At 67.3% G+C, this 19,244-nt stretch carries 15 protein-coding genes; 7 read left to right on the forward strand and 8 right to left on the reverse strand.

Features of this window, described 5'->3' with window-relative positions; genetic code table 11:
• Window positions 1-24 precede the first annotated feature (24 nt).
• Window positions 25-2,064: an alpha/beta hydrolase family protein gene (locus LuPra_RS17005; protein ID WP_110171844.1), complete on the reverse strand. Its 2,040-nt coding sequence runs from the start codon at window positions 2,062-2,064 to the stop codon at window positions 25-27.
• A 97-nt stretch (window positions 2,065-2,161) separates the two neighbouring features.
• Here LuPra_RS17005 and LuPra_RS17010 point away from each other — a divergent pair, with 97 nt between their 5' ends.
• Window positions 2,162-3,127 carry an FkbM family methyltransferase gene (locus LuPra_RS17010; RefSeq protein ID WP_110171845.1) on the forward strand — a complete coding sequence of 322 codons (966 nt, stop codon included), beginning with the start codon at window positions 2,162-2,164 and terminating at the stop codon, window positions 3,125-3,127.
• A 115-nt stretch (window positions 3,128-3,242) separates the two neighbouring features.
• Here LuPra_RS17010 and LuPra_RS17015 read toward each other — a convergent pair whose 3' ends face one another.
• From LuPra_RS17015 to LuPra_RS17025, 3 genes are all read right to left on the reverse strand, one after another.
• Window positions 3,243-4,391: a radical SAM protein gene (locus LuPra_RS17015; protein WP_110171846.1), complete on the reverse strand. Its 1,149-nt coding sequence runs from the start codon at window positions 4,389-4,391 to the stop codon at window positions 3,243-3,245.
• Between the two features lie 97 nt (window positions 4,392-4,488).
• The gene (locus LuPra_RS17020) at window positions 4,489-5,424 is read right to left on the reverse strand and encodes a lysylphosphatidylglycerol synthase transmembrane domain-containing protein (protein WP_110171847.1); all 936 of its coding nucleotides are present in this window, start codon (window positions 5,422-5,424) and stop codon (window positions 4,489-4,491) included.
• Window positions 5,421-6,140: a class I SAM-dependent methyltransferase gene (locus tag LuPra_RS17025; protein WP_110171848.1), complete on the reverse strand. Its 720-nt coding sequence runs from the start codon at window positions 6,138-6,140 to the stop codon at window positions 5,421-5,423. Before LuPra_RS17025 ends, LuPra_RS17020 begins: the two co-directional genes overlap by 4 nt.
• A 94-nt stretch (window positions 6,141-6,234) precedes the next feature.
• On the opposite strand from LuPra_RS17025, the gene LuPra_RS17030 reads away from it, so the two are divergent.
• Window positions 6,235-6,750 (forward strand): hypothetical protein, encoded by a 516-nt coding sequence (locus tag LuPra_RS17030; RefSeq protein ID WP_157899309.1) that lies wholly within the window; start codon window positions 6,235-6,237, stop codon window positions 6,748-6,750.
• 78 nt (window positions 6,751-6,828) lie between these two features.
• Window positions 6,829-8,931 (forward strand): hypothetical protein, encoded by a 2,103-nt coding sequence (locus tag LuPra_RS17035; RefSeq protein ID WP_157899310.1) that lies wholly within the window; start codon window positions 6,829-6,831, stop codon window positions 8,929-8,931.
• A gap of 166 nt (window positions 8,932-9,097) precedes the next feature.
• Here LuPra_RS17035 and LuPra_RS17040 read toward each other — a convergent pair whose 3' ends face one another.
• The 4 genes from LuPra_RS17040 to LuPra_RS17060 form a co-directional block, all read right to left on the reverse strand.
• A complete protein-coding gene (locus LuPra_RS17040) occupies window positions 9,098-9,988 on the reverse strand; it encodes a hypothetical protein (RefSeq protein WP_110171851.1) in 891 nt (296 codons plus the stop codon).
• 25 nt (window positions 9,989-10,013) lie between these two features.
• Entirely contained in the window at window positions 10,014-10,802 is a 789-nt protein-coding gene (locus LuPra_RS17045; protein WP_157899311.1) for a hypothetical protein, read from the reverse strand.
• Window positions 10,803-11,125: 323 nt separating this feature from the next.
• Window positions 11,126-12,403, reverse strand: coding sequence for a hypothetical protein (locus tag LuPra_RS32835; RefSeq protein ID WP_201792155.1), 1,278 nt, complete (start codon window positions 12,401-12,403; stop codon window positions 11,126-11,128).
• 47 nt (window positions 12,404-12,450) lie between these two features.
• Complete coding sequence (locus LuPra_RS17060; RefSeq protein WP_234800437.1) at window positions 12,451-13,611, reverse strand: lysylphosphatidylglycerol synthase transmembrane domain-containing protein; 1,161 nt, start codon at window positions 13,609-13,611, stop codon at window positions 12,451-12,453.
• A gap of 39 nt (window positions 13,612-13,650) precedes the next feature.
• Here LuPra_RS17060 and LuPra_RS17065 point away from each other — a divergent pair, with 39 nt between their 5' ends.
• Genes LuPra_RS17065 through LuPra_RS17080 form a run of 4 tightly spaced genes read left to right on the forward strand, consistent with a single transcriptional unit; the run spans window position 13,651 to window position 19,116 of the window.
• The gene (locus LuPra_RS17065) at window positions 13,651-14,910 is read left to right on the forward strand and encodes a glycosyltransferase (RefSeq protein ID WP_157899313.1); all 1,260 of its coding nucleotides are present in this window, start codon (window positions 13,651-13,653) and stop codon (window positions 14,908-14,910) included.
• A complete protein-coding gene (locus tag LuPra_RS17070) occupies window positions 14,907-15,902 on the forward strand; it encodes an NAD-dependent epimerase/dehydratase family protein (protein ID WP_157899314.1) in 996 nt (331 codons plus the stop codon). Before LuPra_RS17065 ends, LuPra_RS17070 begins: the two co-directional genes overlap by 4 nt.
• Window positions 15,899-17,134: a glycosyltransferase family 4 protein gene (locus LuPra_RS17075; RefSeq protein WP_110171857.1), complete on the forward strand. Its 1,236-nt coding sequence runs from the start codon at window positions 15,899-15,901 to the stop codon at window positions 17,132-17,134. Before LuPra_RS17070 ends, LuPra_RS17075 begins: the two co-directional genes overlap by 4 nt.
• Complete coding sequence (locus LuPra_RS17080; protein ID WP_157899315.1) at window positions 17,131-19,116, forward strand: hypothetical protein; 1,986 nt, start codon at window positions 17,131-17,133, stop codon at window positions 19,114-19,116. The genes LuPra_RS17075 and LuPra_RS17080 overlap by 4 nt, the downstream gene beginning before the upstream one ends.
• The last annotated feature ends 128 nt before the right edge of the window (window positions 19,117-19,244 follow it).

Here is a 19,244-nt window from a genome sequence, read left to right on the forward strand (position 1 = left end):
ACCGTACCGTGCGTCTGGTAGGCGTCAATGCGTGATCGTCACGTTGGCAGGTACTGGGGTCCCGAGGTGCGCCGGCAGGGTCGTGGCGGTGATCGCGGCGCCAGCAGCCGTGCGCGGGCTGAGCAGTCGCACGGGCACGGGCGCGACGCGCGCCATCAGTTCCGGCAGGTCCGTTGTCTGCAGGACGCCGGGCAGAACCGCGAGGGTGAGCCCGTCGTGCGTGTCGGCGGATGCGAAATCCAGGTAGCTGACCAGGCCATCCTCGAGCGTGAGGGCGGCAGGCCGATCGAATTGTGCGGCAAGCAGCGCGGCCGGGACCGTCTGGCCTTGCGCCCGCACCGACGGGCCACGGGCCGCCGCTGCACCGGCCTCGACGCGGAGCACCGCCAGACCGTGCAGCAGATCGTGCGTCTGCCAGGCGACGACGCTGGTGCCGAGTAGCCAGGCACGAGCGGCGAACTGGTAGGCGCCCGAGTACCCGCTCACGCCTGCCGCCGGTGCGAGGTCGCCCGTACCTCGCACGTCGATGGCGAGCAGCGTCTGGCCCTCGCTGACCAGGCGCTCGATCAATTCGGTACGGGAGGTGGCGCCTCGTTCGTCGGCCAGGAGCGTGAACGACACGGCGGCACTCGCCGGGCGACGGAGCCGGGCCTGGACCCGCACGCCGGGTTCGACCTCGAGCAGCAGTCGCTCGCCGGCCGGACTCCACGGATTGCCTGCACGCAGGACGACGCGTGGCTCCGTCGCGGCAGTCGATAGCCCTGCCAGGACGCGTAGCTTCGCCTCGGTGACCGGCGCACGACTCGACGCCAGCGCACGCGCATGGTCGGCGTTGATGGCACGCACCGTCCGTGTGCCAAGGGACGTCGCCAGCTGACCTGTGGGCGTGACTCGCAATGCCGCGTCCGCTTCGGCGACCACGGGCAGTTCTGTCGGGTGGAGACCGGGCCGGCCCAGCCAGGTGCCGAGTGCGCGATACGCGCCTTCGCGCAGCGGCTGCGACCAGCCATGCGTCGCGTCGTTCTCCACGCGCGCCAACCGATCCGGCGCCTCGAGGGCGGCAAACACCGGCGCCAGTTCCTCTGAGGCGGCGCGCGATCCGGCAATGGGGAAGAAGTCCTTGATGGCGCTACTCACCAGGACGCCCCTCGGCGCCGCGGCCACTGCGAAGTCCGCGAAGTCGAAGCCGCGGCCGACGAAGCCCGGCAGGATCTGCTCGGCATCCTGTGGACCGGGCACGTTCCACATGTCGGCCCACGACGTCATGTAACAGGAGATCACGACAGCGGCGAGCCTGGGCTCGACGGCGCCCAGCAATGCTGCCTGCGTGCCGCCGCCCGAGTTGCCGGCCACCGCCAGCCGGGTCCGATCCACGTCAGTGCGACTCTCCAGGTAGTCGAGCGCACGACGCATGTCCTGCACCATATAGGCGCCCAGCGTCCGCCCCGACAGCAGCAGCTGTTGACCCGTCATCGAATGCTCACGCGTCCCGATGCCGACACGCGAGCCGCCCTTCACCGGGTCGAGGTACTCGACGCGCTCGCCCTGGCCGAACGGGTCGTACGCGAGCACGACGAACCCGCGCCGCGCCAGCGACACCCAGACGTTCTGGTACGTGGGAGACGCCTTGCCCTCGTTGGCGTGCCCGGCAGTCCCGAGCACGGCCGGGAATGGCCCCGGACCGTCCGGTACGTAGACGAGTGCCGTGACCTTGAATCCGGGAAGGCTCTGGAACACCAGGTGCTCGATGCGATAGCCGTCACGCGGCGTCGTGCGAGTGACGATGGCGTCGAGGGGCCCGTTCGAGCCGGGCAGCACGCCGAGCATGTCGGCGATCCCGGCGCGAACCTCCTGTTGGCGCGCCTCGATGTTCTCGCGAGTCTTCAGGGCCGCGACCCGCGCACGACGAGTGTCGAGCGCGCTCTTTGCCTGCCCATCGACCCACGCATCGAAGGCGACGCGCTCGGCCGAGACCGTAGGTGAGGACTGGAGCGCGAACAGGGAAGCGCTGCCGGCGGCGAGCACCGCAACGCAGATGCGGAAGATGGTGGGCGCGCCTGCCATAGGCAGGAAGCCTATCGCACCCGCGTCAGGTCGTGTCGCCTGCTCCGTGCTAGGCTGAAGCCTCTTTCAAAGCTTGCAGGCTCGGGGTTTGGTCCGCATGACGATGCCTTTCAGGCGTGTTCGCATCCCCGTTGCGATCGTTGGGGTGATCGCGCTGTCGTCCGGGATTGCCATCGCCGGCCACGGCGACAAGTACGGCTCTTTCTGGACGGACGCAAGGGCTGCGTTGGAATGGAACAATCCGCTTTGTACGCACATGGCCGCGCTGCGTGGAATGATCAAGGCCAGGGCAGTGAAGCGCCGAACCGACGAGATCAAAGCGGCAAGCCATCTGGTTCGCGAGAATGCCGAAGGGCTGTTTCTCTATGCGACCCCGTTTGGTCAATTCTGGATGCCACAAGCCGATGACCTGTGGAGCCTCGCCGTCGTGCTCGCCGAGCAGGATCAGGAAATGTACGGCTCCGCTGGAGGCTTGGGCATACACAACGGAGACGTGGTGATCGACGCAGGTGCGCACGTCGGCCTCTTCACGCGCACTGCTCTCGCTGCCGGCGCCAGCAAGGTCATCACGTTTGAGGTCACGCCGAAGTCGAACCTTGCACTTCGACTCAACTTCGCGCGTGAGATCGCCGAGGGCCGCGTCATCGTCGTGGAAAAAGGCGTCTGGTTCGAGGAATCGATATTGCCGCTCGTCATCGTCGATGGCTGCTCGGTATGCAACAGCGTGTCCCATCCGTGGATGCGCGCGACGATGAACGTACCGCTAACGACGATCGATAACGCTGTGGCGGAATTGAAGCTCGACCGCGTGGACTTCATCAAGCTCGATATCGAAAATGCGGAGGCCAACGCGCTCCGCGGCGCAAGAAGGACGCTCGTCGCGTATCACCCTCGCGTCGCGGTCGCGCTCGAAAACTCGAAGACACGAATCGCGTATGGTCATGAGGTGCTTGGTGTGATGCAGGAGGCCTACGCCGGCTATCGGTACGTCTGCGGCGCCTGCACGAACCCCGAGTCGAGCGCGCGCATCCTCCCGGAGGTTCTGCACTTCTACGCTGACTAGCCGCGGGAACGGTGGTCGCGGTGGGACAACGCGCGCCCTCGAGACGGACCTGTCGCAAGTCGTCGCCGATGTCGCATGGAGGTGAGACGGCCGCCCGGGCGGGCGGCATGGATGGCTACAGCGCGGCCGCGATGATCGGCCGCCGGGCAGCCCGGCGCTTCTCGGCACTGGCGCGCACGAGGAACTTCGCGTAGGGCACCACTTGCTTGATGGCTGCCACGTTCATCTGGCAGGGGCTCAGGCAGGTCGGGCACTTCTCGTCGCGGATGTAGTTCCGGTGCTCCTGAGAGGCCTGCTTGAAGTAGACCGCGGCCGGGTCCTCGGTCACGGCATTGCCGACGACGTCGCTGTTCTCGCAGAAGAACATGCCGCCATCGGGATTGAGCATCACGCCCTGGGTCTGGAACGGGCAGGGCGCCATCCGGTGATAGCCGTTGCCGATCATGTCGGCGTAATGCATGTAGATGTAGTTCTGACCGTCCAGCAGCGGATCGTGGCGCACCCGCTCGAGGAAGAACTCGCGCATCCGCTGTTCTTCGGCGTTGACCGGCTTGATGTCCTTGGCAAGATCCGCGTTGCCCAGCATGGCTTCGGTGAACCGGACCATGTTGAACACGATGTCGAGCTTCTCCCGGCGCGCCCAGGCCAGGATGTTCTCGGCGTCGTTCAGGTTCATCGAGAAGATGGTCGTCGAGATGCCGAAGTTGAAGGGGTAGCTCTTCTGCAGTTCCTTCATGGCCGCGATGGTCTGCTCGGCCTTGTCGAACCCGCGCTTCACCCGGCGCACCTCGTTGTGCATGTCGCCGACGCCGTCCACCGACACGCGGGTGCTGAAGATCACCCCACGCTCGTGGCACATCTGGACAATCTTGGTCAGCATCGGGATGCCCCGATGCGGCGTCAGGCCGGTGGTGTTCAGCGTCAGCTTGCGTAGTTTCGGCAGCTTGTCGATCATCACCCGGACGATGTCGACGAGGTCGTTTCGGGTCGTCGGCTCTCCCCCGGAGATGCTGGCGTTCTCGATGCGCTTCCACAGCGGCGAGCTGAAGACCTGCTCGATCTGCTCGAGACTCATGTCCTCCTTGCGGTTGCCGCGCGTCCAGTTGCTGCACATATTGCAGCGGGCATCGCAGACGAACGTCACATGGAAGATCAGGACCGTCGGATAGAGCGGGGTGACCCGGCCAACGTAGCTGTTGACGAAATCGCGGGGGGCACTGAGAGCAGCTTTTGCGAGGTACTTGGCCGCGTATACTTGCGCCATAAGTAATTGAGTCTACTGCCTATTGTGGTCCCAGGTCAAAGTCGGACCGTCTCGCTCGGCTTTTTGGGTGGCTGTAGGCGTCGAGCTTGCTCGACGCTCAAGGATGCCGCTCGCGCAGGTACAGCCAGGCTCCCGGAAGGTTGCCGAACAGTCCGGACAGGACGATCAGCGTCGACAGGGCCAGCGACAATTCGTCCGGCACGCCGAGCGGGCGGAGCAGCCACACCATCACGCCCTGGGGCAGTCCGAAGCCGCTGATCGAGATCGGCAACAGGAGCATCAACAAGCCGATCGGCATGAAGACGAGGTAATACGCAAACGGGACCGTCAACCCGAGCCCGAGGCCCAGACCGAACGCCTGCAGGATCCGGAGCAACTGGACGAGCACGGAGAGGCCGAACACCACGACCAGCGTGCCCGGCTGCTGACGGTACCCGGCCATCGCGTCCGCGATGCGCAGCGGCAGCCGCACCCCGGCCCAGGCGTGCCAGGACGAGGGCAGCCACCGGATCCACCGGTCCGCCCACACGGCCGCGACCGACCCGACCAGAACGGCCGCCGCACTCGAGACCGCCACCAATTGCACCTTGGGATCGGGATGGCTGCGCGCGTAGGCGGCGATGCCGATCCCACCCATCAGGGCAATCGCAATGACGCCCAGGATCCGGTCGATGGCCACCGACGCGACCGCCGCGCCGCGCTGGGCGGTCCGCTGCCCGAGCGCATAGGCGCGGGCCGCATCGCCACCGACGCCGGCCGGCAGGAAGCTGCCGACAAATGAACTGACGAGAAAGATCCTGGCGGCCGTCATCGTCCCGACAGCGGTGCCACTGGCACGCAGCAGGAGCACCCAACGCCAGATCATCACGACGCGATCGAGCAGGACGAGGACCGCGACGACGACCAGGGCCAACGGGTTGGCCTGCACCATCGCGCGCAGCGCGGCGCCGGTGTCGACCTGCCGCCAGAGATACGCGAGGATGAATACCGTGATGCCCGCCCGCACCCAGACCGAGCGGAGCCAGCGCGTCATGTCCGGGGCTTGCGCGCCACGAACGCCAGGGTCTCGAACAGGTTCTTGCGCACCTTGAAGAGCACGTCTTCGGTGCCGGTCCAGCGCGAGAGCGTGTCGAGGCCCGGCACGTTGGCGAACACGGCGGCGGCGGCCAGGGCGTCACGGCGCAGCCCGGTGGCCACGCCGATGCTGCGCACGACCCGTTCCACGACGAATCCTCCGTCATTGAAGAGCTGGCGCATGCGGCGTTCGGTGGTGACGAAATTGTGCGTGTAGTCCACGTCCCAGAAGAAGGTCCGCTCCTTCAAGTAATCGGGGACCACGACAAAGAACACGCCTCCAGGCCGAAGCAACCGCAGTGCGTCAGCCGTGAACGCCCGGGCGGCATCGATGCCCGGCATGTGCTCCATGACCTGGTCGGCATAGACGACGTCAAGCGACCCGTCCTCGCCGGGAATCGGCGGCGTGAACGCCTTGACGACCTTGAATCCCTTCTTCTTCAGGACGTCGATCAACAGGTCGCTGGCCTCGATAGCCGTGTAGTCCCAGCCGCCTGCGACGGCCAGTTCGCCGAGGGTGCCGTGTCCGGGGCCGATCTCGACGAACCGTCCAGGGGGCTGGATGGCCTGCTGGAGCAGGCCGAGCCGGCTGCGCTCGATACGGCTGCGCCGCGCTGCGCCGTACCCGGTCAGCTGCTTCTCGGAAAACGACTTGTAAAACGTGTCCTCGGCCACGGCGCCGGATCATAACAGGCGCGTCACAGGTGGCCGCGCATTTGGTTCCGGCAAATGCATTGACGAGGGAATTTTCCTGTATTCAAATCCCCGGGTGTCCCCGCGCGGTCGCCCCCCAAAGTTCGGACGCCCCGCGCAACTGGTGGCGCTGACGCTGCCACAGGACACGATCGAATACCTGCAGGGCGTCGACACCGATCTGGGCTGGGCCATCGTCAAGCTCGCCGACAGTGGAGAAGGCGGCGACCCTGACTTGCCGCCACCCCAGACGGCGCCCCCCGACGTGGCCCTCGTGCCGATCGCGAAGCACCAGTTCCTGATCGTCGTTCGTGCGCACGAGGCATTCGCGTCGCTGCCTGGGGTCGACCTCGTGCCGCTCGGCCATGGCCAGGCCTTCCTGGCGTTCCGTTCGCACAGCACGATCGAGGGACTCGAGTTGAGCCTGATCGATCGCCTCGAGGGCGAGATTCCGTCGACAGGTGACACCGCGCGCCTGAGGGCGCTGCGCGACGTCCTCCGCTCGTGGCGTCGGGATCAGGCCTTGACCTTCCATGAACGGTCCATCGTGGTGGTCGAGCGGCGGTCCCGGGCGCGCAAGGTGGCCCGGTGAGTAGTTGCCGCCACCAGCACCGCGAATTAATTCGAGAAATCAGTTGCCGGGTGGTTTTTCATAGATGAAAATTCACTCGTGGCACTGTTGAGCGCCAGGTCGCGATCCCACGCGCCGGTGGTTGCCGCGACGGCCTCGTTTCTTGCCGTGGCCGCCACGGCCTGGCTGTGTGTGGCCACCTGGCGTGTCGCATGGCTCGTCGCGGTCGGCCTCCTCTGGGTGGCTCCCGGCGTCATCGCGATGGCCCGCGCCTTCCGCGAGTACCGGTCGAGGTGGGCGATGGCCTTCCTGCTGGGCGGCCCATTCGGATTCGCGCTCAGCAGCGTGGGTCTGCTCCCGTTCTGGTTGCTGGGTGTCCGGTCCGGGTTCCTGCTGGTCGCCGTGCCACTGGCCGCGAGCGTCCTGGCCTGGCTGACGCCCTCGCTCGGTCGCGGCCTCGACGTCCCCAGGTACGGCCGGCGCGACCTGCTGGCCTTGGCGCTGCTGATTCTGCTCGTCCCGCTCGTCGTGGCGCGCCCGTATTCGCAGGTGGGCAAGGACCTGCCCGAAGGGCGCGCCTACCGTGCGTACTTCACGGCGGACTTCGTGTGGGCGATGGCGGTCGTGTCGGAAGTGAGCAAGGGCGACGGTGGCCTTCCGGCCAATCCGTTTCACGTCGACATGCGGTTGCATTACTACTGGCTCGCGCACCTGTTGCCGTCGCTGGAATACCGGACACTGCAGCGGGAAGTACGGCTGGACCACCTCCTGTTGGCCGACGCCGTCATGAGCGGCGTGATGTTCCTCGGGTTCCTCTACGCGCTCGGCAAGCAGTTCGCACGTGGCGCCGCCGCCACACTGATCGGCTGTGTGGTGACCGTGCTGTTCACCAGTCCCGAGGGACTGTATGCCCTGTTCGACTTGTGGCGGCAGGACCGGCCACTGTCGCTGGTCCGCTATCTCAACATCGACGCCGTGAGTCGCTGGATGTTCGGGGCGCTGCCGATCGATGGTCTGCAGAGAGTCTTGCTGTATCAGCCGCAGCACCAGATCGGCTACGCGCTGGCCTGCACGGCGCTGCTGGTGATGGTCCAGCAGGTGCGGCGGCCTCGCGTCGGCGCCGCCGCGCTCGCCGGCGCGCTGCTCGGCTGCGGACTGCTTGTCAGCACGTTCTCCGCCCTCATGGTCGGGATCATGGTGGGGGGCATCTCCAGCATCGCCATCGTGCACGCGCGCGCCTGGCGCATCGGGATTGTCCAGGCCGTGGCCGCGGCGGTCCCGATCGCGGCCGCCGTGTGGTTGAGCCGTGCGCTGGAGTACGTGGCCGCGGGCGGACAGTTGATCGACATTACACCCAATCCGCTGGCGACTCGCCATCCCATCTCGGGCCCGCTGATCAGCATTGGTCCGGTCCTGCTCGTGCTGGCACTCGGAGCCTGGCTATGGGCGCGTCGCGGCTGTGCATACCAGCGGGTGCTCGTGCCCGGCATCGCGCTGGTCGTGTGCACGCTGTTCTACTTCTTCGTGGATGTCCGCGATCACCAGGACGTCTACGTCGGCTGGCGGGCGGGCCACCTCTTCTTCATCACGTCCGGCGGCATGGTCGGCTGGACGTGGTGGCGTCTCACACATGCGGCGGCCCGCCGGTGGCACAGTGTCGGCCTCGCCTCGCTGGCTGTCGCCGCGCTCGTGACGCTACCGACGGTCGCCATCGACCTGTACAACACGCAGGACCTCACGAATCGCCAGATGGCCGCCGGCTTCCCCTGGACGCTGGTGCTGGGCCACGACGAGGTGAACGCGCTGCGGTGGATCGCCACGCAGACGCCGACCGATGCCCGCGTGCAGGTGGAAGCCCTCGCGCGCGACCCCGGCACATGGGCCTACATCCCGGCCTTCGCCGAGAGGCGGATGAGCGGTGGCCTTCCGATCTCGATGATTCCGCTGCGGCCCTATGAGGAGATCAGCCGCCGCGTGCGGCGCCTGTACGAGGCGCCGGATGCCGAGGCCGCCTTTCGGCAGGCGGAGGCGCTGCGCATCGACGTGCTCGTCGTTGGCGGCGAGGAGAACAAGCGGCACCCGAACTTCCGCGCGCTGCTCGATCAGAGTCCGCAGATGTTCCCGCCACTGTACCGAACCCGCAACATCACCCTGTACGCCACGAGCGGCCGGATGCGCGCGTGGATGCACGAGCACCACTGATCGGCCACCCTCCAAGGGACGAGGTAGAACTCCTTACTCTTGATTCCCTCATGACTTCTTCCTTCTCGCTTCTCCCTTGATCGCTCCAAACAGTTCGGGCCGCCTGCCCCGCGAGTGGACAGTCGGCCCGAGGAACCTGCAGACGGGGCAGCGCACCCCGTGAACGTCAGTTGGTGAAGCGGCCGCGACCGGTCCAGCGCCCGATGGTGCCGGAACTGGCCGTCACACCCGTCTGGTCGATCCATGCAGGAGACGGCGATCCGCAGTGCCCCAGCATGATGTCGATGATGTAGACCCCGGTGCTGTTCTCGCTGGGACCACCGCCCCAGTGGTAGTCGACGATGTCCTGGCTCGGGTCGTTTGCGTTGCCGCGCTTGCCGTTGTAGCCCCAGCGGTTGTCCTCCTTGCGGAGCTCGTCGACGAGGTAGTCCATAAACTCCCACGTGCCTCCACGGTCCTGACACGAGCGACTCACGAGATCGGGGCGTGCACTGAACGCCGCCTGGACCACACGCGAGCGGTCGGGGAGCGGCAGGCGCGACCCGGCCGGCGGATCCGGTGTGCGGCTGGCGCCGGACACAGGCGCCGCCGCCGTCTTGAACGTCCAGTTGGACGACCACGCCGCGTAGCCATCGGTGAGTTCCGCACGCACACGCCACGTGTACGTCGTGTCGAACTTCAGCTGCGTCGTGACCGTCCAGCTCGTACGACCGCCCCCGCCCGCCGGCACGAGCGGCTCGGCCAACAGGGTGCTGCCTTCGAACAGCTGGAAGCGGTGCGACAGCGCCACGGCGTTGGCGTGCGTCGCCACGGCGGTGGATACCGACAGCGTCACCGGGAGGGTGTTTTGCGGACCGAGCTCGGTCGTCGCACCGGAGCCAGGCGACGGGCTGCCAGGCGTGTTGGCCTTCAGCGTCGGGGTGCCCTCGGGCACGGCCGCGACGGTGCCGGCTCCCGGCGTCGCCGACGGCGACATCGGATTGTTGTTGCTGCTACAGGCGGCACTCGCTGCAAGCAGCGCCACAAGTCCAAGTTGAATCGTGTACTTCGTCATCATTCGTCCTCGTTGCATCCCCACGCGATCAGAAGGCGACCCGGAGGCCGCCCCAGAACTGCACGCCGCCATACTTCACATCGACATCACCGGCGCTGTTCGGAAGGGTGACCTCGCCGCCGGCGTAGCGGAATCCGAGCGTGGCGCCAAGGCGGCCCACTTGGCCGAGGTCGACGGGCAGCTTGTAGGTGAGGTCGGCCCCGATATTGACGGTGGTGCCCGTCTTCCTGCCGCGAGCGAGGGTGACGTCCTGAATCGCCACGGTGGCGAACTCCGGCGGGACGCCGGTTTCCTGCACCTGTGCCGACCCCACGAACTCGTGCGAGACGTTGACGAAGGACGGGCCGCCGCCGAAACCGAGCGTCAGATCCTCGTTGAGCGGGACCATCCACATCGCCGAGAGATGGTAGGCGTTCTCGCTGTGTTTCAGGTCCCCGATCGTCTGGCTCGTCTGGCGGGGTCGGTTGGCAAACAACGGGTGCGGCACGCTCGCCACGACGGCGGCATCGATCGAGTCGCTCTTGCGCGTGTAGTTCAGCGTCGCGACGAGGTTCTTCCACACGCGTGCGCCACCGCCGATGTTCCAGATGGCGCCGCCGCTGTATTCCTGCGCGCCGGCGACGGTGCCCGGCTCGTCGTAGATGGTGAAGGTGGAGGTGCTGGTGAGCGTGTGCGATCCGCTCTGCCCGCCGCCGCCGACCTGGACGAAGCCGCGCTGCTCGTACGGAGTCGACAGGGTGGATGTCATCGACGTTTGTGCCGACGCGAGTGTGGGTGTCAGCAACAGTCCCAGAATCAGTAGTGCTCGTTTACTCATAGGAAAACAGTCGAACTCCCGCTCCGAGCCAGGTCGGATGGTTCTCATGGGCGATGGGTTGAAATCTGACGTGGGCCTCAGGCAACCACGCCACGGATGTCCGCCGGGAGTCGGACACGAGATTGTTCGTTAGGGAGGAAAGGATGTCAACCGGGAGGAAGAATACCCGGCCGGGTAATGCCTGATGCCTCATGCCTGATGCCTCATGCCTGATGCCTCATGCCTGATGCATCATGGCCGATGCCTGATGCCGTCATTGCGCCGTGGGCAGGGTGTCGACGTGCGGCAGGAGGCGTGACGCCTCCTGCCCTCAGTGGGGTGTGTCAGAAGCGGCCGCGGCCGGTCCAGCGGCCGATCGTGCCGCTGTTCGCCGTCACCTGGGTCTGGTCGATCCACGCCGGCGACGGGTTGCTCCCGCAGTGGCCACCCATCACATCGATGATGTAGACGTTGGTCGTGCCCTCGTCGCGGTCCGAGCCCCAGTTGTAGTCGACCACGTCCTGGGATGGATCGCTGCTGTTGCCACGCTTGCCGTTGTAGCCCCAGCGCGTGTCGTACTGCCGAAGCCGATCGACGACGCGGTCCATGAATTCCCACGTGCCCCCGCCCGATTGGCAGGAATTGCGCAGGGCGCCGGGGTACTGGCGCGCCACTTCCTCGACCACCCAGGCCATGTTCGGCAACGGGAGCCGCTGCCCCGGCCCCGGATTGGGCGCGCGTGCGCCGCCGCTGGGAGCCGGTGCCGGTGCCGGTGCCGGTGCCGGTGCAGGACTCGGCGTTGGCGACGGCGTGGGGGGAGTCGGAGTGGGTGCCGGTGGCGTCGGGGTCGGCGTGGCCGCCGCCGCAGGCGTGCGGAACGACCAGGTCGGGCCGAGCGGCGACTGGACCACGCCGTCGGACGCGCTCACACGCCAGTAGTAGACGGTGTTGTACGCCAGAGCCGTGAGCCGGGTCGCCGTCGTGCTGCCGCCACTGCGCGGCACGGTCAGGACCGCCACCATCTGCGCGAATCCGCTGTCGGTAGCGATGTCGAACCGGTAGGACACCGGGCCGGCCAGCGATCCGGAGATCGCCCCGTTGGTCACCGTCAGGTCGGGCGACACGGTGTCGATGGTCGCGCCGATGGCCGGGTACGCGACCGTCGGAATCGCCAGGTGGACCGGGTCATTGAGTACGAAGCTGGCCGTCGCCGAGAATTCGCCGGTATTGGCGCCGTCGAGCGCGCGAACGTGCCAGTAGTACCGTGCCCCTGCGGCCGGCAGGTTGACCTGGTACGACGTGCGTCCATTTGACCCCGGCGACACCTTGTCGGCGATGTGAACCTTGTTCTGGAACCCGCCATCGCTGGCAATCTCCACCTGCAACCAGATCGGGCGCTCGCCCGTCGTCGACGCGTTCTCGATCAGCAGCGTGACGGCCCCGGTCTGGGTCAGGGTCTGGTTGTTGACAGGCTCGAGCGGCTTGGGCGCGGTGATGGTCACGCCCGCGATCGGGCCGGCCACGGTGGGGCTGAGGGGATTGCGGCTCTTGTTCGCTTCACACCCCCCGACGGAGACGCAGAGGGCGAGTGTGGCCAGGGCCTGGAGGTGGATCGTCTTCATTTACGTCCTCGCACAGATCGGGAGGACCGCGGCCTTGTTGGCGCGGGCTACACCTCCTCTTTCTGCATATCGGACGACGGCGCCGACACCATCAGTCCTTCCTTGCGGAGCAGGAACACGAGCCCGCCCGGAAGCGACGCAAGGATGAGCAGGGCAGCGCCAGCGATGGATAGAGCAAGGCCCGCATCCACCGGGTGTCCAAGGCGTCGAAAGAGGTAGGAAAACACGGCTTCGCGGACGCCGAATCCGTTGATGGAGACCGGCGCCAGCTGGATCACGAGACTGACCGGGACGATCACCAGGGCGTCACGGAGTGGCAGATCGATGTGCAGGCCCCACGCGACGCAGAGGTAGAACAGAACGACGAGGAACTGCACGACGAGGGCCCCGGCGAAGGCCTTGGCGAGGCGAGAGCGGTCGTTGCCGACGCGCCCCAGCATGTCCTCGAGACGTCCGAGCCTTTCGGTGACCCAGTCTTCCCGGACCCGCGTCAACGGCCGCAACAGCCACGGCACGAGCGCCGGACGCGAGATGACAACCGCGGCCCCGACGGCGCCCAGGACCAGCAGGATCCAGAGATAACCGGTTCCGGGAAGGGCGTGCCGCAGCATCAGGGACCCGCTGGCCGCGATGGCGAACAGGGCGATCAGCCCCAGTACGCGATCGAGCAGCACAACGGCCGTCGCGACGGTGCGGGAGCCGGTCAATCCGGCGGTGTCGGCGATCCGGACGAAGTCGCCGCCGATGTTGCTGGGGAGAAAATTGTTGAAGAAATTGGCGACCAGGCAGGTCACGGTCAGTTGCCAGGTAGACACGTGAACGTTCTGCGTCACCAGCAGGCGCCGCCAACGCCATCCGCTCACCAGCAACAAGGCGCCGTGCACCAGCAGGGCCAGCACGATCCAGCCGGGCTCGACCTGACGCAACCGGCCGAACACCGCACCGACGTCGGTCTGGCGGAACAGGACCCACAGCAGGCCGGCGCTGATGCTGAGTTTGAGGACGAACGAGGACGCGCGGCGAACGCGCCCGGGCACGGGCGACATGGTGATGGCACCGGCCGCGGCAGCCGGCGGTCGGAAGGTGACAGACGGTACCATGCGGCCACGTGCCCGGGCAAAGGGCGGCCGCATGGCCGAGGCCGGTCGGCCCGGACACCGTCGAGGCTGGTTTATACTTGAGAGCTTTGTGGCCGCGCTGCCCGCCATCGGGTGGGCTGCCTCGTCTCCGCAGGTCGCCCAGCCATCGTGACGCCCCCCGCCGCACCGCTCAGGATCCTGATGCTCGCGCCCGAGCCGTTCTTCGAGCCGCGTGGCACGCCGTTCAGCGAATTCCACCGTATCAAGGCCCTCGTCGAGGATGGCCACCATGTCGACCTGGTGACCTACCCGATCGGCCGCGACGTCGACCTGCCGAACCTGTGCATCATCCGTACCTGGCGGCCGCCGTTGGTCAGCAAGGTGCCGATCGGGCCGTCGGCCGTCAAGGTGCTGCTGGACGCGCTTCTGACCCTGACGATCCTCCGCGTGGCGCTGCTTGGCGGACGCAGGTATGACGCCATCCACTCGCACGAGGAGATGGGCGTCCTCGGCGTGTGGCTCGGCCGCCGGCTCGGCATCCCGCATCTCTACGACATGCACTCGAGCCTGCCGCAGCAACTCGGGAACTTCCGGTTCTCGCGCTCGAAAGCGCTGCGCTGGGGGTTCGAGAAGGCCGAAGGCTACATGGTGCGCGGGTCGCAGGTGGTGATCACCATCTGCCAGGAGTTGCAGGACACCGTTCATGAGATGGGCGTGGGCGACCGCGCCGTGCTCATCGAGAACGTCATGGGCGGTGACGTCGACCCCACGCCTGGCCCAGGCCGCGACGCGGTGCGGGCCGCCTGGGGGTTGACCCCGACGCAACCGGTCGTGCTGTACACGGGCACGTTCGAGCAGTACCAGGGCCTCGACCTGTTGCTGGAGGCGAGCGTGCGCCTGAAGGCGTTGGTGCCCGACCTGGCCGTGCTGGTCGTCGGCGGCGACGCGGCACAGGTCAGCGAGCTGGCCGCAAGAGCCGAAAGCGCGGGCGCCCCGCTCGTCTTCACGGGCCAACGTCCACCGAGCGACGTGCCGCACTTTGTCGACGCCTGCGATGCCCTCGTGTCGCCCCGTATCTCCGGGACGAACACACCCCTCAAGATCTACTCGTACCTGCGGTCGGGCCGGCCGATCGTCGCGACCAACCTGCGTACGCACACGCAGGTGCTCACCGCCGACTCCGCGGTGCTCGTCGAGCCGACTCCCGACGCGCTCGCCGCAGGCCTCGCCGAGGTCCTGCAAGATCGCCAGGCCGCGGCGCGGCTTGCCGCATCGGCGCACCAACTCGCCGACGCGCGCTACAGCCGGCAGTCCTATCTCTCGCGCACGCGCCAGGCGTACGCGCTGTTGCTCGAGTCCATGCGTCCGCGCCCCCGTACAGTCCCTCTCGCCGGGGCCGCCCCGTCGGGGGGACGAGAGCCGCGGTGACGGCGGCGCTGGTCACGGGCGTCACCGGTTTCACCGGCGGACACCTTGCGCGTCACCTGGTGCATCGGGGAATCACCGTGCGCGGCCTGGTCCGGCCGCGGAGCCTGGGGCGGCCCGAAGTGGCCACCTTGCGCGAGGCGGGCATCGACATCGCCAGTGGCGACCTGACCGACGCCGCCGCTGTCGCGGCCGCCTGCGAGGGAGTCGACGTCGTCTACCACATCGCGGCGACCTACCGTGAGGCGGGTCAACCCGACAGCGCCTACCGCGCCATCAACGTCCAGGGCGTCGAGCACGTCATCGACGGTGCGCGCGCGGGCGGCGCGCGTCGCGTCGTCCACTGCAGTACCGGTGGCGTCCATGGCCACGTCGCCAATCCGCCCGCCAACGAGGACGCTCCTTTCAATCCCGGCGACGTCTACCAGGACACCAAGCTCGAAGGCGAACAACTTGCGCGCGCCGCAGGGCAGGCCGGCGGCCTCGAGGTCGTGATCGCCCGCCCCATCGGCATCTACGGGCCAGGCGATCTTCGTTTCCTCAAGATGTTCCGGGGCATTTCGCGGCGACGCTTCCCGGTGTTGGGTGCAGGCGAGGTCTTCTACCACCTGACGTACATCGACGACCTTTGCGAGGGCTTCCGCCTGTGCGGCGAAGTCCCTGCCGCCGCCGGTGGCACGTACATCCTCGGTGGGCCGCGTTACACGACACTCAACACGCTCGTGGACCTCATCGCCGCCGAACTGAAGGTCAAGCCGCTGCCGGTGCACCTGCCGGTCTGGCCGTTCTGGCTGGCCGGCGCCGCCTGCGAGGCGATCTGTGTTCCGCTGCGGGTGCAGCCGCCGCTGTATCGTCGGCGCGTGGACTTCTACACGAAGAGCCGCGCCTTCGACATCACGCGCGCGCGCACCGAACTCGGGTTCGCACCCGCCGTCGATTTGCCGGAGGGCATCCGGCGCACCATCGCGTGGTACCGCGCGCAGGGGCTGTTGTGAGCGAGAAGATTTCGGTGTTGCACGTGTGCGATCACCTCGGCTGGGCCGGGTCACGCATGCATGGCGTCAAGCGCCTGTTCGCGTGGACGCTGCCGCGCTTCGACAAGAGCCGCTTCGACGTCTCGCTCGTCAGTCTGCGACAGAAGGACTCGTCGGAGGACACGCTCGAGCAGTTCGGCATCGACGTCACGTACCTCCACAAGGGCAAGTTCGATCCCGCGACGCTGACCGCGCTCCTGAAGGTGATGGACCGCAAGCGCACCCAAGTCCTGCACCTGCACGGATATGGCGCGACGACCTTCGGGCGCCTCGCGGCCGCGATGCGCGGCACCGCGGTCCTCCTGCACGAGCACGCGAACCACACGACGACGCCGTGGTTCCAGCAGGTGGCTGACACGACGCTGGCGCGCTACACCGACCTCGCAATCGCGGTTTCGGCCTCGACGGCGGAATTCACCATTCGCGCCCGGAAGATCCCAGCCGAGCGTACGAAGGTCGTATACCTCGGCGCGCCGCTCGAGGAGTTCGGCCGCGCGCGCAGCGGCCAGGAGATCGCGGCGGCCCGTGAGACGCTGGGCATCGCCCGGGGGACGTTCGCCATCGGCACGGTCACACGATTGATGCCGGCGAAGGGCAATCAGTACCTCATCGATGCGGTCCGTCCGATCGTCGACCAGGTCCCCGAGGCGCACGTATACATCGCCGGCGAGGGGGAACTGCAGGCACAACTCGGGGCGCAGGCGCGTGACCTGGGTGTCGCCGATCGCGTGCACTTCCTCGGCTTCCAGCGCGACGTGGCCAGCGTGCTCTCGGCGTTCGACCTGGTGGTGTTCCCGTCGCTCTGGGAGGGGACGCCGTTGACGTCGTTCGAAGCGCTGGCGATGGGTAAGCCCATCGTGTCGACCGACGCCGACGGTCTGTGCGAAATCCTCCGCGATGGCGTCGACGCCGCGATCGTGCCGAGGGAAAGCGGACGCGCAATCGCCGATGCCGTCGTGGCGCTCGAGGCGGACCCGGCGCGCCGCGCATCGCTCGGGGCCGAAGCGCAGCGCACCAGCCGGCGTTACGACATCGCCGTGTGGGTGCGCAAGATGGAACGCCTCTACGAACTGATGGCGCGCGTGTCGAAGCCGACCAGGCGGCAGGGCCTGTTGCGAGAGGACCTCTCGTTCCTCGACGCCGGCCAGCCTTCGCCGCTGCCCGGCTCCCGCTTGCCAGGGGCGCAGCCGTGAACATGCCGCGGGCGGCCCGGCTCGGTCGCCTGTGGAGCGATCCCGGCGCGGTGGCGACACTCATCCTGGGTGCGCTCCTGCTCGGGTTCGCCCTGACCGTGCAGTTCCCGGTCGTGGCGTTCGGCTTCCAGAGTGACGAGGCCACCTACTACAGCCTCGGGCACAGCTTCGCGCGTGACTGGGACATGCAGTTCCAGCGCAAGGACCTGGTCCGCGTGTGGAAGGAGTTCCCGACCGGACCCGAGGGCATCTTCCTGAAGCGCGGCCGAAGCGTCCATCTCGAACCACAGGCGAGGCCGCCCTTTGTCCGTTGGGTCAAGAGTCCGGACCCACGGACAGACCGGCTGTACTACGGCAAGTCCTTCATCTATCCGCTGCTGGCGTCGCCCTTCATCACGCTGTGGGGCACCAACGGGTTCCTGGTGCTGCACGCGTTGTTGCTGACTGCGTGTTTCGGGGCCGTGTACGCGTTCGTTCGCGCGAGGTCCGGGCAGGCCGCGGCGCTGGCCTATGCCGTGGCGTTCCTCTTCGCCTCTGCCGCGCCCGTGTACTTCGTGTGGCTGACCCCGGAGCTCTTCAATCTGTCACTGGTACTCCTCGGGCTCTTCTTCTGGGCCTACAAGGAAGTGGCGCCGGCGGCGGTGCCGACGGCCACCTGGCTCGACCGGTGGGCGTCCCTGCTCCGCAGTCCCTGGTCCGATGTCATCGCTTGCGCGCTGCTCGGCATCGCCACGTTCTCCAAGCCTCTCAACGTTCTGGCTGCCGCCCCCATTCTCTGGCTCGCGATCCTGCGGCGTCAGTGGGGGCGCGTCGCGATCGTCAGCCTCGCCTTCGTCGCGGCCACGGGAGGACTCTTCCTGATCAACGGGATCAGCAGCGGCGACATGAACTACCAGGGCGGTGGGCCCGACCGGTCCACGTTCTACGGCCGCTTCCCGTTCCAGACGCCCGAGTCCACCTTCGACAACACCGGCATCGCCCGCGCGACCGACGGCCTGCTCACCGAAGTCATCTTCAATCAGGATGCCCTGACCACGGTGCTGCGCCACAACTTGGTGTACTTCCTGGTGGGCCGGCACACCGGCCTGGTGCCGTACTTCTTTCCGGGAATCCTCACCCTCGTGTTGTTCCTGTTTGCTGGCCGGCATCGCCGCGAGCCCTTCCAGTGGCTCATCCTGCTCGCCCTCGTGCTGGCATCGGTCAGCCTGCTGATCTACATGCCCTTCACGTACTCGGGCGGCGGCGGTCCCGTCGGCAACCGGTACTTCATGGGCTACTACGCCCTGTTTCTCTTCCTGGTGCCAGCGGTCATCACGGTACGCGCCGCGGTCGTGGCGGCAGTGGTGGGCGGGCTGTTCACCGCGCAGTTGATCGCCAACCCGTTCTACTCGTCGTTCAACCCGGCGACGCACCCGAAGTACGGACTGTTCACGCGGCTGCCAATCGAGCTGTCGCTGGTGAACGACCTGCCGGTCAACGTGACGCCGTCCCGCGCCAAGCAGCCCCTGGCGGGAAATCCGCCGGTGCTGGCGTACTTCATCGACGACAACGCCTACAACCGTGAAGGCGAGTGGTTCTGGGTGCGAGGCGAGTCGCGCGCCGACCTCATTCTCCGCGCGCCGGCGCGACCGCATGCCGATGGCGCCTTCACGTCGCTCGCGATCGACACGATCGAGGTCGAGGTCGCGACGGGCGCCGCCGCGTCGGTCGTCAGCATCGACACCGGCGCGGAGCGCGTCAGGGTGGCGCCGGGCGCCCGCAGTGGCGACACCGTGCGGGTGAAGATGCCGGAGGGATTTCCCTACAAGGCGATCCCCGGCCAGCCGCTCAATCGCGTCTACAGCATCTCGATCGCCTCCAGCGAGGGCTTCGTGCCGCTCTTCGATGAAGGCGTCCGCGACAACCGCTTTCTGGGTGCCCGGATCCGGATCACGCCGTTGTATCGTGACGATCGGTACCAGCCGCCACGGGCGGCACATTGAAATGCCGGGATGCCGAGAATGCCGAACAATTCGGCCCACCACGTCCAGCCTCTGGCGCGTTGCCTCCACAATGGACGTGAGCGATCGTGATACGAGGAGTTGGCCCGCTCGGAGAGCGGCCCCTACCG

It is taken from the genome of Luteitalea pratensis (assembly GCF_001618865.1).
Classification (GTDB): Bacteria; Acidobacteriota; Vicinamibacteria; order Vicinamibacterales; family Vicinamibacteraceae; genus Luteitalea; species Luteitalea pratensis.

What these genes read in the sequence shown, in the direction of transcription:
- LuPra_RS17005 (WP_110171844.1), bottom strand. Translation starts at nt 2,064, where the DNA reads ATGGCAGGCGCGCCCACCATCTTCCGCATCTGCGTTGCGGTGCTCGCC.
- LuPra_RS17010 (WP_110171845.1), top strand. Translation starts at nt 2,162, where the DNA reads ATGACGATGCCTTTCAGGCGTGTTCGCATCCCCGTTGCGATCGTTGGG.
- LuPra_RS17015 (WP_110171846.1), bottom strand. Translation starts at nt 4,391, where the DNA reads ATGGCGCAAGTATACGCGGCCAAGTACCTCGCAAAAGCTGCTCTCAGT.
- LuPra_RS17020 (WP_110171847.1), bottom strand. Translation starts at nt 5,424, where the DNA reads ATGACGCGCTGGCTCCGCTCGGTCTGGGTGCGGGCGGGCATCACGGTA.
- LuPra_RS17040 (WP_110171851.1), bottom strand. Translation starts at nt 9,988, where the DNA reads ATGATGACGAAGTACACGATTCAACTTGGACTTGTGGCGCTGCTTGCA.
- LuPra_RS17045 (WP_157899311.1), bottom strand. Translation starts at nt 10,802, where the DNA reads ATGAGTAAACGAGCACTACTGATTCTGGGACTGTTGCTGACACCCACA.
- LuPra_RS32835 (WP_201792155.1), bottom strand. Translation starts at nt 12,403, where the DNA reads ATGAAGACGATCCACCTCCAGGCCCTGGCCACACTCGCCCTCTGCGTC.
- LuPra_RS17060 (WP_234800437.1), bottom strand. Translation starts at nt 13,611, where the DNA reads ATGGCGGGCAGCGCGGCCACAAAGCTCTCAAGTATAAACCAGCCTCGA.